This window comes from Kitasatospora sp. NPDC056181 (assembly GCF_042266225.1).
Classification (GTDB): Bacteria; Actinomycetota; Actinomycetes; order Streptomycetales; family Streptomycetaceae; genus Kitasatospora.
This window is the reverse complement of sequence record NZ_JBHJUK010000028.1, coordinates 39,755-53,451: the sequence shown is the minus strand read 5'-3', so window position 1 is coordinate 53,451 and position 13,697 is coordinate 39,755. Positions and strand designations below refer to the sequence as shown.

Annotated in this window: 13 protein-coding genes; 10 read left to right on the top strand and 3 right to left on the bottom strand. The window is 74.3% G+C overall.

The features are described 5' to 3' along the window. Nucleotides 1-96: 96 nt before the first annotated feature. The 7 genes from ACFC1F_RS13965 (at nucleotide 97) to ACFC1F_RS13935 (ending at nucleotide 8,395) form a co-directional block, all read left to right on the top strand. On the top strand, nucleotides 97-1,410 hold the full coding sequence (locus tag ACFC1F_RS13965; protein WP_376158098.1) for an SUKH-4 family immunity protein: 1,314 nt from the start codon (nucleotides 97-99) through the stop codon (nucleotides 1,408-1,410). 198 nt (nucleotides 1,411-1,608) lie between these two features. Further along, nucleotides 1,609-2,469 (top strand): glycerophosphodiester phosphodiesterase, encoded by an 861-nt coding sequence (locus tag ACFC1F_RS13960; protein ID WP_376158095.1) that lies wholly within the window; start codon nucleotides 1,609-1,611, stop codon nucleotides 2,467-2,469. Nucleotides 2,470-2,608: 139 nt separating this feature from the next. After that, nucleotides 2,609-3,571 carry a Ppx/GppA phosphatase family protein gene (locus ACFC1F_RS13955; RefSeq protein WP_209417153.1) on the top strand — a complete coding sequence of 321 codons (963 nt, stop codon included), beginning with the start codon at nucleotides 2,609-2,611 and terminating at the stop codon, nucleotides 3,569-3,571. Between the two features lie 635 nt (nucleotides 3,572-4,206). Next, nucleotides 4,207-5,010 (top strand): sugar phosphate isomerase/epimerase family protein, encoded by an 804-nt coding sequence (locus ACFC1F_RS13950; protein ID WP_376158132.1) that lies wholly within the window; start codon nucleotides 4,207-4,209, stop codon nucleotides 5,008-5,010. A gap of 28 nt (nucleotides 5,011-5,038) precedes the next feature. Then, complete coding sequence (locus tag ACFC1F_RS13945) at nucleotides 5,039-5,809, top strand: class I SAM-dependent methyltransferase (protein WP_376158092.1); 771 nt, start codon at nucleotides 5,039-5,041, stop codon at nucleotides 5,807-5,809. Between the two features lie 119 nt (nucleotides 5,810-5,928). Further along, a complete protein-coding gene (ilvD, locus tag ACFC1F_RS13940) occupies nucleotides 5,929-7,773 on the top strand; it encodes a dihydroxy-acid dehydratase (RefSeq protein ID WP_209417151.1) in 1,845 nt (614 codons plus the stop codon). Nucleotides 7,774-7,867: 94 nt separating this feature from the next. Further along, nucleotides 7,868-8,395, top strand: a complete 528-nt coding sequence (locus ACFC1F_RS13935) for an EamA/RhaT family transporter (protein WP_376158089.1) — start codon at nucleotides 7,868-7,870, stop codon at nucleotides 8,393-8,395. Nucleotides 8,396-8,398: 3 nt separating this feature from the next. Here ACFC1F_RS13935 and ACFC1F_RS13930 read toward each other — a convergent pair whose 3' ends face one another. Both ACFC1F_RS13930 and ACFC1F_RS13925 read right to left on the bottom strand, forming a co-directional pair. Beyond that, nucleotides 8,399-9,757: a hypothetical protein gene (locus ACFC1F_RS13930; protein WP_376158086.1), complete on the bottom strand. Its 1,359-nt coding sequence runs from the start codon at nucleotides 9,755-9,757 to the stop codon at nucleotides 8,399-8,401. 113 nt (nucleotides 9,758-9,870) lie between these two features. Further along, nucleotides 9,871-10,305, bottom strand: coding sequence for a hypothetical protein (locus ACFC1F_RS13925; RefSeq protein WP_209417148.1), 435 nt, complete (start codon nucleotides 10,303-10,305; stop codon nucleotides 9,871-9,873). Between the two features lie 241 nt (nucleotides 10,306-10,546). Between ACFC1F_RS13925 and proC the strand changes: the two genes are divergently transcribed. The 3 genes from proC to ACFC1F_RS13910 all read left to right on the top strand — a co-directional run bounded on the left by proC (nucleotide 10,547) and on the right by ACFC1F_RS13910 (nucleotide 13,372). After that, on the top strand, nucleotides 10,547-11,374 hold the full coding sequence (gene proC / locus ACFC1F_RS13920; protein ID WP_209417147.1) for a pyrroline-5-carboxylate reductase: 828 nt from the start codon (nucleotides 10,547-10,549) through the stop codon (nucleotides 11,372-11,374). Between the two features lie 21 nt (nucleotides 11,375-11,395). Continuing rightward, nucleotides 11,396-12,049: an HAD family phosphatase gene (locus ACFC1F_RS13915; protein ID WP_209417146.1), complete on the top strand. Its 654-nt coding sequence runs from the start codon at nucleotides 11,396-11,398 to the stop codon at nucleotides 12,047-12,049. A 93-nt stretch (nucleotides 12,050-12,142) separates the two neighbouring features. Further along, nucleotides 12,143-13,372: an MFS transporter gene (locus ACFC1F_RS13910; RefSeq protein ID WP_376158081.1), complete on the top strand. Its 1,230-nt coding sequence runs from the start codon at nucleotides 12,143-12,145 to the stop codon at nucleotides 13,370-13,372. On the opposite strand, the gene ACFC1F_RS13905 is transcribed toward ACFC1F_RS13910, so the two are convergent. Then, on the bottom strand, nucleotides 13,352-13,681 hold the full coding sequence (locus ACFC1F_RS13905) for a MarR family transcriptional regulator (RefSeq protein WP_376158078.1): 330 nt from the start codon (nucleotides 13,679-13,681) through the stop codon (nucleotides 13,352-13,354). The two genes, ACFC1F_RS13910 and ACFC1F_RS13905, sit on opposite strands and share 21 nt — an antisense overlap. Between the last annotated feature and the right edge of the window lie 16 nt (nucleotides 13,682-13,697).

Here is a 13,697-nt window from a genome sequence, read left to right as displayed (position 1 = left end):
GGCCGCCGACGGCGTGCCGGGGGCCGGACCGGTGCCCCGGCACCCGTCGGCCGGTTCGTTCGCGCGTCCGCGCGCCGATGCAAGGAGCTCCACCACGTGACCACCCGTGCGCAGGCGATCGAGGCCGCCCATCGCTGGATCAACGGCGAACTGCCGAGGGCTTCCGCCGACGGTTCCACCGGGAGCCGGCGGGTGCACTCGCACGAGTTCGAGCTGGGCTGGGTGGTCTGGGCGGAACCCTCGCCGGCGCGGATCGACCCGCTGACGGGGGAGCGGCGGGCACCCGAGGAGGTGGGGGCGGCGTGCGCGGTGGTGGACCGGGAGACCGGGCGGTTCACCGTCTGGCCGTCGGTGCCGGTGGACGAGGTGGTCACGCTCTACCGGGACTTCGTCGGCGCGGGCTCCCACGACCCGGCCCGGCCGCCGGCCACCGGCCGCGGCACCCGGGCCGAGCTGACCTACCGGGACGGCCTCGGCGAGGTGCGCTCGCTGGCGCTGCGCTCGGCGCCCGGCCTGCCGCACCCGGCGCTGCGCGGCTGGTGGTGGTTGCGCGAACAGGGCGTGCGGGCGGAGGACGTGCTGTCCGTCCACACCGACCTGCGGCTGAGCGCGCTGCCGGGCGGCTACTGGGCGTACGCGCTGGCGGCCGAACTGCCGGACGTCCGGGTCGGGTTCGACCTGCCGTACGGGCCGCACTTCGACCACCGGGCGGCGGCCGTCCGCGCCCTGCCGGCCGGGGCGTCCGGGGAGGGCGGGCCGGTGCGCAACCGGGTGCCGTTCCCGCGCGCCGTGCCGCCGCTGCCGGCCGAGCCGGACCAGGTGCTGGCGGCCGTGCTGGTGGAGCGGTTCGGCGCCGGTGGTGTCCGGCGCTTCGACCCGGCGGACGTCGCCCGGGCGGACCTGCCGGAGGACTTGGCCCGGATCCTGGTGACGGCCGGGGTGCCGGTGGCGGTCGAGGGCTTCTTCGCGCTGCACCACCCCGGGCCGGACGCGATCGCGGACGGCACCCGGCAGGGCACGGTGCTGCCGTCGCTGGCCGGCTACCTGGCGGAGGAGGGCCGCGGCACCAGGGTGGCCGAGCGGGAGTGGCTCGCGCTGGCCCCGCAGCTGCTGCTCGGCACCGACGGCTGGGCGCTGGTCACGGTGGACACCGCCTGCGGTGCCGTCCGGGCGGTCGACCCCGACTACGCCACCGCCCGGCACTGCAACGACGGTCCGGCGTCCTTCGTCCGCTGCCTGGCGCTGTTCGCCGAGCGGCTGCCCGGGCTGCGCGGGCTCGACCCGTCGGCCGCCGGGGCCGCCGTCGACGCCCTGCAGCGCGGGCTCGCGGCGATCGACCCGACGGTCTTCGACGATCCGGAGAACTGGTGGGCCGTCATCGTCGAACAGCTCTGGGACGGCCTCCTGTGACGGCGCGGGCGCGCACCGGCGTCCGGGTGACCTGTGGTGCGTCGCGGTCGGGGCGTGACGGGGGACGGGCGCACGCTGAGGGGAACCGACAGCATTGTCGGATTGTCAGATCATTTTGACGATTCCTCGCCGACCCCCGACGATCCCCGAGTGCCCGCACCCACCGGGCCTCCGAGACAGAGCTGGAGCCCCGCCGCCGTGACGACCCCGCCCCGCGCCGCCCGCACGGCCGTGCTCGCCGCCCTCGCGGTGCTGGCCGCCGGCTGCGCAGCCTCCCCGGGGCTGCGCGCCCGGCCGGCCGCCGCCCAGCCGGTCTGCGCCGGACCGGTGGTGATCGGCCACCGGGGTGCGCCGCTGGACGCCCCCGAGAACACCATGGCCTCCTTCGAGAAGGCCCTCCAACAGGGCGCCGACTGGCTGGAGACCGACGTCCAGACCACCCGGGACGGCGTCCCGGTGCTGATGCACGACGCCAGCGTGGACCGCACCACCAACGGCAAGGGCGCGATCGCCGACCTGACCGCCGCCCAGATCGCCGGGCTGCGGGTGACCGTCGGCCCCGGCCCGGCCGAGCCGGTGCCGACCCTGGAGGAGCTGCTGAAGCGGCTCAGCGGCACCACCGTCACGCTGCTGATGGAGATCAAGTGGCAGCGGGCCGAGGACGTCGCCCGGATCGCGAGGATCGCGGCCGGCAGCAGTGCCCGGGTCTTCCTGTACTCGTTCTCCGCCGATCACCTGCGTCAGGCCCACGCCGCCGCCCCCGCACTGCCGGTGGTGCTCATCCAGGGCGCCAGCATCTCCGAGGACCCGGGCGACCTGCCGCTGCACGGCATCGCCCTGGACGCCACGCTGGCCACCGCCTCCAGGATCGCCGCCGAGCACGAGGCCGGCCGCGAGGTCTACGTCTGGACGCTGGACGACGACGAGTCCTGGCAGCTGATGACCGAGCGGGAGGCCGACGGCCTGATCACCGACACCCCGGGCCGGGCCCGCCGCTGGGCCGACGCCAACTGCCGCACCGAGCGGCCGGTGGCCCCGCGCGGCGCCCGCGTGCACTGAGCGGAGCCCGCGTGCACCGGGCGCAGCCCCGCGCGGCCCGGGGACGCGGCCCGCGCGGCCGGGCCCGGAAGGTCCGGACCAGCACGAATACCGTCGTGCCAGGCCTGCCCGGAGGCCGGATCGCGTAGCGTGGAGGGTTATGCGACTCGGTGTTCTCGACGTAGGTTCCAACACGGTCCACTTCCTGGTGGTGGACGCCCATCCCGGGGCCGCCCCGCTGCCCGCGTACTCCCACAAGGCCGAGCTGCGGCTGGCCGAACTCCTCGACGAGCAGGGTGCGATAAGCGCACCCGGCGTGGACAGGCTGATCGGCATGGTCGCCTCCTCGCTGCGGGTCGCCGAGGACAAGGGCGTCGTCGACATCCTGCCGTTCGCCACCTCCGCCGTTCGGGAGGCCGCCAACGGCGAGGACGTGATCCGCCGGGTCGCCGAGGAGACCGGCGTCGAGCTCCGGGTGCTCTCCGGACAGGACGAGGCCCGGCTCACCTTCCTGGCCGTCCGCCGCTGGTTCGGCTGGTCCTCCGGCCGGCTGCTCAACCTCGACATCGGCGGCGGCTCGCTGGAGATCGCCTGCGGGCTGGACGAGCAGCCCGACGTCGCCTGTTCGCTGCCGCTCGGCGCCGGCCGGCTCACCGGCCGCTGGCTGCCCGGCGACGTCGCCGACCCGGAGGAGCTGCGCGGGCTCAGACGCCACATCCGCGCCGAGATGGCCGCCGCGGTCGGCGAGATCGCCCGGCTGGGCGCCCCGGACCACGCCGTCGCCACCTCCAAGACCTTCAAGCAGCTCGCCCGGATGACCGGCGCGGCCCCCGCCGACGCCGGCCCGTACGCGGACCGGCGGCTCACCCGCAGCGGCCTCTCCGCCTGGCTGCCCCGGCTCTCCACGATGACCGTCGCCGAACGGGCGCAGATCCCCGGTGTCTCCGAGGGCCGCGCCAAGCAGCTGCTGGCCGGCGCGCTGGTCGCCGACGCCGCGATGGACCTGTTCGGCCTGGAGGAGCTGGACGTCTGCCCGTGGGCGCTGCGCGAGGGCATCATCCTGCGCCGCCTCGACACCATGGACAGCCCCGCCGACCGCCGCCGCCCCGCCCTCACCACCTGAGGGCCGCTCCCCGTTCCGGGCGCGGTCCGCTTACGCTGTCTCCCGTGGCGCAACCAGCGGGCGAGGACGGGACGCAGGAGGGCCGCGCACCCGGGGACGGGCAGCCGCGGCCGGACGCACCGCGCCGCACGCGCCCGGACGGCGGGCCGGAGGCCGGGGAAGGCCCGGACGGCGGCGCCACGGGCCGCTCCCGGAAGCTCGGCAAGGCGGTGAAGGGCGTCCGCGCGGCCAAGGCGGCGACGGCCGCCAAGACCGCCGCGGCGAAGAAGGCCACCGGCGGGGCCGCCCAGAAGGCCGTGAAGAAGGCGGTGCGCAAGGCCGCGCCGCAGGGCGCGGCGGACGGCCCGGCCCGGCAGGCGAAGCCTGGCCCCCCGGGGCGGAGCACCTCGGAGCAGTCCGGCCCCGGGCAGGACGCCCCCGAGCAGCCCGCGCCCGGGCAGGACGCCCCCCGGAAGCCGGTGGCCAAGGCCCCCACCACCCAGGCGCGCCGCGAGACGCGGACCGCCCGGGCCGCCGGGGCGGCCAAGGCCGCCGTGCAGTCGGTGAAGTCCGTCAAGGCCGCCCGGCAGGCCGCCGGCCGGACGGCCCCGCTGCTGCGCACCACCGACCGGCTGGTGCTGCCCCCGCACCCGGCCCTGCACATCCCCGACACCAAGGTCGTCCTCTCCACCGCCTCCGTCTACCCGGCCAACACCGCCGTCGGCTTCGAGCTGGCCGCCAAGCTCGGCTACGACGGAGTCGAGGTGATGGTCTGGAACGACCCGGTCAGCCAGGACGTCGAGGCGCTGCGCCGGCTCTCCGACATCCACCGGATGCCGATCCTGGCCGTCCACGCGCCCTGCCTGCTGATCACCCAGCGGGTCTGGACCACCGACCCGTGGACCAAGCTGGTCCGGGCCCGGTCGGCGGCCGAGAAGCTCGGCGCGAGCGCCGTCGTCGTCCACCCGCCGTTCCGCTGGCAGCGGCAGTACGCGCGCGAGTTCGTCGAGGGCGTCAACCGGATGGCGGGCGAGACCGACGTCCGCTTCGCCGTCGAGAACATGTACCCGTGGCGCTACCGCGACCGCGAGATGCTCGCGTACGCCCCCGGCTGGGACGTCACCGAGGAGGAGTACCGGCACTTCACCATCGACCTCTCGCACGTCGCCACCTCCCGGATCGACGCCTTCGACATGGTCGGGCGGATGGGTGACCGGCTGGCCCACGTCCACCTCGCCGACGGCAGCGGCTCCGGCAAGGACGAGCACCTGATCCCCGGCCGCGGCAAGCAGCCCTGCGCCGAGCTGCTGGAGCACCTGGCCAGGACCGGCTTCGACGGCCACGTGGTGCTGGAGGTCAACACCCGGCGCTCCGCGTCCCCTGCCGAACGCGAGGCCGACCTCGCCGAGGCGCTCGCCTTCACCCGCCTGCACCTGGCCACCCCCGCCCGCGTACGCTGAGACCGAACTGCCGTACCAAGGGGGAGAGATGACGGAAGCGAAGGACTACCGGGAGCTCGCCAAGTCCTTCGGCGGCGTGGCCGCCGAGTACGACCGGGCCCGGCCCTCGTACCCGGACGAGCTGTTCGACGAGCTGGAGCGCCTGGCCGGCCGCAGCCTCAAGGGCGCCCGGGTGCTGGACGTCGGCGCGGGCACCGGCATCGCCACCCGGCTGCTGGCCGGCCGCGGCGCGGACGTCGTCGCCGTGGAGCCCAACGACGGCATGGGCGCCCAGTTCCTGGCCTCCTCGCCCGGCCTGCCGCTGGTCCGGGGGACCGGCGACGAGCTGCCCTTCCACGACCACTCGGCCGATCTCGTCACCTACGCCCAGGCCTTCCACTGGACCCGTGCCGAGCGGTCGGTCCCCGAGGCGATCCGCGTGCTGCGCCCCGGCGGCGCCCTCGCCACCTGGTGGAACGTGAAGGACTCCGGGGTCGGGTGGGTCCGGGCGATGGGCGAGCGGCTGAGCGCGGCGCTGCCCGACGTCTACCACGGCTACGGCAAGGTCAACGAGATCGTGAGCCACCTCGCCCCGTACGGCCTGGAGGTCGGCACCGCCGTGCTGCGCTGGGACCGCCGGGTCACCGTCGACCACGTGATCACCGATCTCACCTCGCGCTCCTACCTGGCCTCCCTCACCCCCGAGCGGCGGGAGCCGCTGCTGGCCGTCGAGCGCGAGGCGCTGCTGGCCGAGTTCCCGGACGGCTGGGTGGTCGAGCCGTACGTCCTCGACCTGACGGTGGCCCGCACCCCGCGCTGACCGCATCGCGGACGTGGCGTCCACCGCCCGGACGGCGGGCGTAGTCTCGGAAGACACAGCGGTCGCCGCACCCTCCCTACCGGCGGCGCCGCCAGCAGCCTCCGAAGGAGTCGAGCACAGTGCCCGAGCTGAAGTCCCGTACGGTCACCCACGGTCGCAACATGGCAGGCGCCCGGGCGCTTCTCCGGGCCGCAGGCGTAGCCCGCGAGGACTTCGGCAAGCCGATCATCGCGGTCGCCAACTCCTTCACCGAGTTCGTCCCGGGCCACACCCACCTCCAGCCGGTCGGCCGGATCGTCTCCGAGGCGATCAAGCAGGCGGGCGGCATCCCCCGCGAGTTCAACACCATCGCGGTGGACGACGGCATCGCGATGGGCCACAGCGGCATGCTCTACTCGCTGCCCTCGCGCGACCTGATCGCCGACTCCGTGGAGTACATGGTCAACGCGCACTGCGCCGACGCCCTGATCTGCATCTCCAACTGCGACAAGATCACCCCGGGCATGCTGATGGCCGCGCTGCGGCTCAACATCCCGACCGTCTTCGTCTCCGGCGGCCCGATGGAGGCCGGCAAGGCGACCCTGGTCGACGGCACCGTGCGCAGGCTCGACCTGGTCGACGCGATCTCCCAGGCGGTGAACGAGAACGTCTCCGACGAGGACATCGCGATCATCGAGGAGAACGCCTGTCCGACCTGCGGGTCCTGCTCGGGCATGTTCACCGCCAACTCGATGAACTGCCTCACCGAGGCGATCGGCCTCTCCCTGCCCGGCAACGGCTCGGTGCTCGCCACCCACACCGCCCGCAAGGAGCTCTACGAGCGGGCCGGCCGGACCGTCGTCGAGATCACCGAGCGCCACTACCACCAGGACGACTACTCCGTCCTGCCGCGCTCGATCGCCACCCGCGCCGCCTTCGAGAACGCCGTGGCCCTCGACATCGCCATGGGCGGCTCGACCAACACCATCCTGCACCTGCTCGCCGCCGCCCAGGAGGCCGAGCTGGACTTCGACATGCGGGCCATCGACGCGATCTCCCGCAAGGTCCCCTGCCTCTCCAAGGTCGCGCCCAACGGCTCGTACTACATGGAGGACGTGCACCGGGCCGGCGGCATCCCCGCCATCCTCGGCGAGCTGTACCGCGGCGGCCAGCTCAACGAGGACGTGCACACCGTCCACGCCGACTCGCTCGCCGAGTGGCTGAAGACCTGGGACGTCCGCGGCGGCTCGCCCTCCGCCGAGGCCGTCGAGCTCTGGCACGCCGCCCCCGGCTGCGTTCGCTCCGCCGAGGCGTTCTCGCAGTCCGAGCGCTGGGAGTCGCTGGACACCGACGCGGCCAAGGGCTGCATCCGCAGCGTCGAGCACGCCTACTCGGTCGAGGGCGGCCTCGCCGTGCTGTACGGCAACCTCGCCGAGGACGGCTGCATCGTGAAGACCGCCGGCGTGGACGAGTCGATCTGGACCTTCAGCGGACCGGCCGTCGTGGTCGAGTCCCAGGAGGACGCCGTCGACGCGATCCTCACCAAGCGGATCAAGGAGGGCGACGTCGTCGTCATCCGCTACGAGGGCCCCAAGGGCGGCCCGGGCATGCAGGAGATGCTCTACCCGACCTCGTTCCTGAAGGGCCGCGGCCTCGGCAAGGCCTGCGCCCTGGTCACCGACGGCCGCTTCTCCGGCGGCACGTCCGGCCTCTCGATCGGGCACGCCTCCCCGGAGGCCGCGTCCGGCGGCACCATCGCCCTGGTCGAGGACGGCGACATCATCGCCATCGACATCCCCGGCCGGAAGATCTCCCTGGAGGTCTCCTTCGAGGAGCTGCACGAGCGTCGGCTGAAGCTGGAGGCCGAGGGCGGCTACAAGCCGAAGAACCGCGACCGCCAGGTCAGCCAGGCCCTGCGCGCCTACGCCGCGATGGCCACCTCCGCCGACAAGGGCGCCGTCCGCGACGTCTCCAAGCTGGGCTGACCCGCCGCGCACCGCACCACGCACCACGAGGAGCCGTTCCGCCTGGCGGGACGGCTCCTCCGCGTCGGCGGCGCGCCGGGTGATAATCGGCCGTGTGACCGAGCACCCCACCCCCGCCCCCAAGCCCGCCGGCGCCCCCGAGCCGGAGCCGATCCGCTGGTTCGGCACCAGCTGGGTCTGGCGCGGCAGCGACTACCGGCTGCGCCGGGTCGTCGTGCCGATCGGCGCCCTGCTGGCCACCGCGGCCGCGGCCCTCGTCCTGCGGCTGGCCGTCGACGGCGTCCGGCTCTCCGACAACGCGGGCTTCGTCAACGGGCTGCTGCTGGCCGCCGTCGCGATCTGCTCCTGCCTCTCCGGCCTGCGCAACTGGAAGCTGTTCGCCGAGGGCAAGGACCAGCTGACCGGCTGGATGGCCGAGGAGAAGTCGCTCGGTGCGGTCTGGATCATCGGCGGGGTCGGCGCCCTGTTCGCCTACTTCCTCCGCAGCCTGGTCGAGGCGCCCGGCGAGGCCGACAAGCGGGCCCGCCACGAGCGGGCCACCGCCGCCCACCGGCGCCGCCGGGCCGGCCGCAGCGGCCGGCCCGACGCCAAGGCGCCGGGCCGGGGCAGGCGCGGGCGCTGAGCCTCAGTTGCGGCTGATCCTGCCGCAGTCCTGGTTGTCCGCGAGGTTCTTGGTGCGGTCGTACGGGTCGGTGGCGGGGCCGGTCGGCTCCGACGTCGACCCGGGCGGGCGCGTCGCGAACTGGTCGAACTGCGGGTGGTAGTAGCCGTCGTTGATGTCGCAGGCCGAGTTGCCGGCGTCCGACTGGGTCTTGGAGAAGACCAGCTTCTTCGGATTGACCCGGTAGCGCGCCGGGTCGTAGAAGCGGAAGGTGTCCACGCGCCGCACGATCGTGCGGGTGGTCCAGGTGTCACCGGCGACGTCGGCGACCGGCACCGTCCAGCCCGCGGGCTTGGGGCCGCCGCCGTCACCGGCCGGCGGCTGCGGGGCCGAGGGCCGGGGCGTGGCCGGCTTGGGGGAGGCCGTCCGTTTGCCCGCCTCCGGGCCCGGCCGCAGCGCGTACACGTACGTGAAGTCGGTGTGCACCAGCACGCCCTTGTCGCCGTCGCCCTCGACGGTGATCAGGCCCTGCATCTTGACGGTGTCGGAGACCGGGATCGCGTCGCGCGGATCGAAGCGGCTGAACCAGGCCGTCGGGTCGCTCTCCGAGGACGGCTTGGTCAGGGCGGCCCTGGCGTTGTCCTGCTCCTCGCGGTCCAGCATCGCCAGCGCGGCGTCGGGCGTCCCGCCGGCGACCACCTTCGGGTCCAGGTTGGCGGCCGCCAGGTAGTCCTTCACCAGCTTGACCTGGGCGGCCACCTGGTCGGCGTCGAACACCCCGATCGGGCCGGGGGTCTGGGCCGGGGCGAAGGCGTCCACGGAGGTCGGCCAGCCCTCGGCGGGGGAGCCGGCCCACGGGTGGTCGACGGTCGGCTGTTTCGGGTCGAGCGTCGGCGGGGCGGTGGTCGGCCGGGCGGTCTCCGGGGCCACCGTCGGCACCGCCGACGCGGAGGCCGGGTGGTCGGAGGCGTAGCCGAAGTGCGTCGAGTACCAGAACTTCAGGCTGTCCAGGTTCAGCGCCGCCAGCAGCACCGTGATGGTGAGCAGCACGTACAACGGCGTGCGCCACTCCATCCGGCGGCGCGGGACCGGGTTGCCCCAGGGGTCGGCGGCCGGCTTCGGCTTGCGGCCGAACCGCTTCGTCCGTCCCGGGCCGTCGTTCACCGAGCGGCGGCCGCCCGGGTCGACTGGCGGGGTGTGCTTCCACTGTGCGGCGAGCATCCGGGTGCGGGCCGCCTGCTCCTTCACGGTGGCGCCCTTGACGAACTCGTCGTCCAGCACGAGTTCGTCGAACGGGTCCTTCCCGCCCGCTCCGGACGGGTCCGCCCCGTCCGGGTTCCGGCCCTCGGACGGGCGCGGTTCTGGATCTTCGGCTATCGGCATCGAGCCAGTATGCCGACGGGGTGTGACGAGTCCCTGATCGGGGGCACACCCCGTGGTGAACTCGTGTTCGGTGTGCGATGATCACCCCTTTTTGTCCTGGTCCGGACGGTCCGTCAGCCCTTGCCGCGGGCCTGCTTCACCGAGCCGACCACGCCCGCCACCGCCAGCAGTACGCCGGCCGGAAGCAGCGAGAGGAAGAACGCGCCGAACAGGCCCGCGTCGCCGAGGACCATCTGCGCCAGCATGTTCAGCACCAGCAGGCCCCCGGCCGCCGGCAACGCCGACTGCCACGGGTGCTCGGCCGCCCACTTGCGCAGCCGGCGGTCGCCGGTGTCGCGCCGCAGCTGGCCGCCGACCGTGCCGACCAGGAAGAAGAAGAACAGGGCCCAGCCGGCCGGACCGGCCAGCATGCTCAGCGACCAGTGCCCGGTGATCGCATCGATCCCCAGGGCCGTCGCCCCCACCAGTGCACCGACACCCGCGGCCGTCCGCCACGGTCCCATCGTCGCGGCGGCGACGGCGGCTTGCCGGTTCTCACGTCGGGACATCTCTCCGTGTGCCATACGTCCACGGTGCGCCCGGGAACAGCGGCGGGCCATAGGGGAGAACCCCGAGTTTCACCCTAGGGCCCGCCTTCCCCTCCCTCCGGGCGGTCGGGCGGACGGGCGGGAGTCCGGAGGCGGCCCCTTCGACCTCCCCCGGGGCCCGGGCTTCCGCTCCGTGGACGGTCCGGCTCCGGGCGGGCGCGCGGTGCGAGGATGGCGGCAGGAACGGATGCAAGGAGCGGGCATGGGCAGCGCAGCGGCGCACGGGCAGAAGATCGCCTTCCTCGGCACGGGCAAGATCGGGGAGGCCCTGCTCTCCGGACTGCTGCGGGCCGGGAAGGACCCGGCCGACGTCGTGGTGACCGCCCGCCGTCCGGAGCGGGCCGCCGAGCTGGCCGCGAAGTACGGCGTCGGCGTGGTCGGCAACAGCGAGGCCGCCAAGCTCGCGGACACCCTGATCCTCGCGGTGAAGCCGCAGGACATGGGCACCCTGCTGGACGAGCTGGCGCCGCACGTCAGCCCGGACCGGCTGGTGATCTCGGCGGCGGCCGGCATCCCCACCGCCTGGTTCGAGGCCCGGCTCGCGGCCGGCACCCCGGTGGTCCGGGTGATGCCCAACACGCCCGTCCTGGTGGACGAGGGGATGAGCGTGATCTCCGGCGGCTCGCACGCCACCGAGGCGCACCTGGAGCGGGCCGAGGAGATCTTCCGTTCGGTCGGCAAGGCGCTGCGGCTGCCGGAGTCGCAGCAGGACGCGGCCACCGCGCTCTCCGGCTCCGGCCCGGCCTACTTCTACTTCCTGGTCGAGGCGATGACGGACGCGGGCATCCTGCTCGGCCTGCCCCGGCACGTGGCGCACGACCTGATCGTGCAGTCCGCGATCGGCGCCTCGGTGATGCTGCGGGACTCCGGCGAGCACCCGGTGAAGCTGCGCGAGGCGGTCACCTCGCCCGCCGGCACCACCATCGCGGCCATCCGCGAGCTGGAGAACCACGGGGTCCGGGCCGCGCTGCTCGGCGCCCTGGAGGCGGCCCGGGACCGCTCCCGGGAGCTGGCCTCCGGCGGGAAGTGAGCACCCCGTAGGCTCGAACACATGGCCTACGACCTGGTGATCTTCGACAACGACGGTGTCCTGGTGGACAGCGAGCCGCTCTCCAACCGGCTGCTCGCCGGGTACCTGACCGAGCTCGGGTACCCGACCACGACCGAGGACTCGTACCGGGACTTCATGGGCACCGCCGCGCACCGGGTCCACGACGTGATCGCCGAGCGGTACGACGGCGCGAAGCTGCCCGACGGCTTCGACGAGCTGTACCACGGCCGGGTGTTCGCCGCGTTCGGCGCCGAGCTGACGGCCGTCCGGGGCGCGGAGGCGCTGCTGAAGGAGCTTCAGCAGCGCGCCGTCCCCTACTGCCTGGCCTCTTCGGCGCACCACGACTGGATCCGCACCGCCCTGGACGTCACCGGCCTGCGCGAGTACCACGCGGAGGATCGGATCTTCAGCGCCCAGGACGTCGGCGTCGGCAAGCCCGCGCCCGACCTCTTCCTGCACGCCGCCCGCACCCTCGGCGTCGACCCGGCCCGCTGCCTGGTGCTGGAGGACAGCCCCAACGGCGTCTTGGCCGCCCGTGCGGCCGGGATGGACGTGTACGGCTACACCGCCCTCACCGACCCGGCGAAGCTGACCGCCGCCGGCGCCACCGGGCTGATCGCCGACCTGGCGGAGGTGCCCGCCCTGCTGGGCTGACGCCGGTCCGGTCACGCGCACCCCCTCCCCAAAAGCCGCGCCACCCCCTACGCTCTCGCCAACATCGTTGTACCGGCCAGTAGCGAGGTCCTTGTGAGTACCGCGATACCCCCTCGGCTGCGGCAGGCCAGAGCCGCGCTGGCCGCGGGCTTCCTGCTCCAGGGCATCACGTTCGCCCTGCTGGTCACCTGCATCCCCGAGCTGCAGGACCGGTACGGGCTCAGCGACGCGCTGCTGCCGGTCTTCCTGGCCGCCGTGCCGGTCCTGGCCGGGGTGGGGTCGATCGTCTCCGAGCAACTGGTCAAGCGCACCGGCGCGCGGGCCGTGCTGCGGGTGGTCCAGCCCGCCGTCTGCGTCAGCCTGGCCGCCGCCGGGCTGGGCGGAACGCTCTGGCAACTCGCCCTCGCGCTGGGTGCGTTCGGGCTGCTGGTCGGCGCGCTGGACGCCAGTATGAACATGCTCGGGGTGGGCCTCCAGCACCGCTACGGCCGCTCGGTCATGCTCGGCTTCCATGCCGCGTTCAGCCTCGGCGGCATCGTCGGCGCGGCCGTCGCCGGCCTGGGCTCGCACTACGACCTCGGCCTGCCCGTCCTGTTCGGGACGGCCGCCGCCGTGATCGCCCCGCTCGCGGTGCTGGCGGGCAGCCGGGTGGCCGGGCCCGCCGAACTCGGCGACGCCGTCCGGGAGGCCGCCGAGGCCGCCGCCCGGTCCGTCCCGTGGCGGCCGCTGCTGCCGCTCTGCCTGGCGATGGCCTTCGCCTACATCGCCGACTCCTCGGTCTCCAACTACAGCGTCAAGTACCTCACCGACGGTCTGGGCAGCCCCGAGGACGTCGCCAAGCTCTCCTACCTCGGCTACATGGTGGCGATGCTGCTCGGCCGCGCGGTCGGCGACCGCGCGGTGCAGCGCTGGGGCGCCGTCCCGGTGGTCCGCGGCGGCGCCGCGCTGGCCGCGCTGGGCTTCGCCGTGGCCGCCGCCGCGCCCGGCGCCCGGGTCGGGATCGCCGGGTTCACCGTGCTCGGCTTCGGGATCTGCGCGATCATCCCGCAGGTCTTCGCGGCCGGCGGGCGGCTCTTCCCGGCCGACTCGGACGCCGCCGTGGCCCGGCTCAACCTCTTCAACTACGTCGGTTTCCTGATCGGTTCGCCGCTGGTCGGGGCGATCGCCGACGCCGGTTCGTACCGCTGGGCGCTGCTCGCCCCGATGCTGCTGGTGCTGGCCGTGCTGCCGCTCGCCGGCCGGTTCTCCCCTCCGCCCGCGCCCGCCCCGGCGGAGGGGAAGGGCTCAGCGGAGGGGAAGGGCTCAGCGGAGCTCGTCCAGTGACTCCTTCATCAGCGCCCTGGCCCGGGTGAACCAGTCCGCCAGGACGGCGACCTCGTCCGGCGTGTAGTCGGCGAAGAGCGTGCCGATCCGCTCGTAGAACGGGCCGTAGACCTGGAGGATGCGCTCCTGCGCGCCCTCCTCCATCACCACCCGGACCCGGCGGCGGTCGGCCGGGTCGGCCTCCCGGCGGACGTAGCCGGCCTTCTCCAGCCGGGTGAGCACCCCTGTCACGGCGCCGGTGGTGAGCTGCGCGCGGCCCGGCCGGCGGCTGAGACTCGCCCGGCCCGAGGGGAGTCCGCGCGCCGCCACCCACTACGGTGGAAGC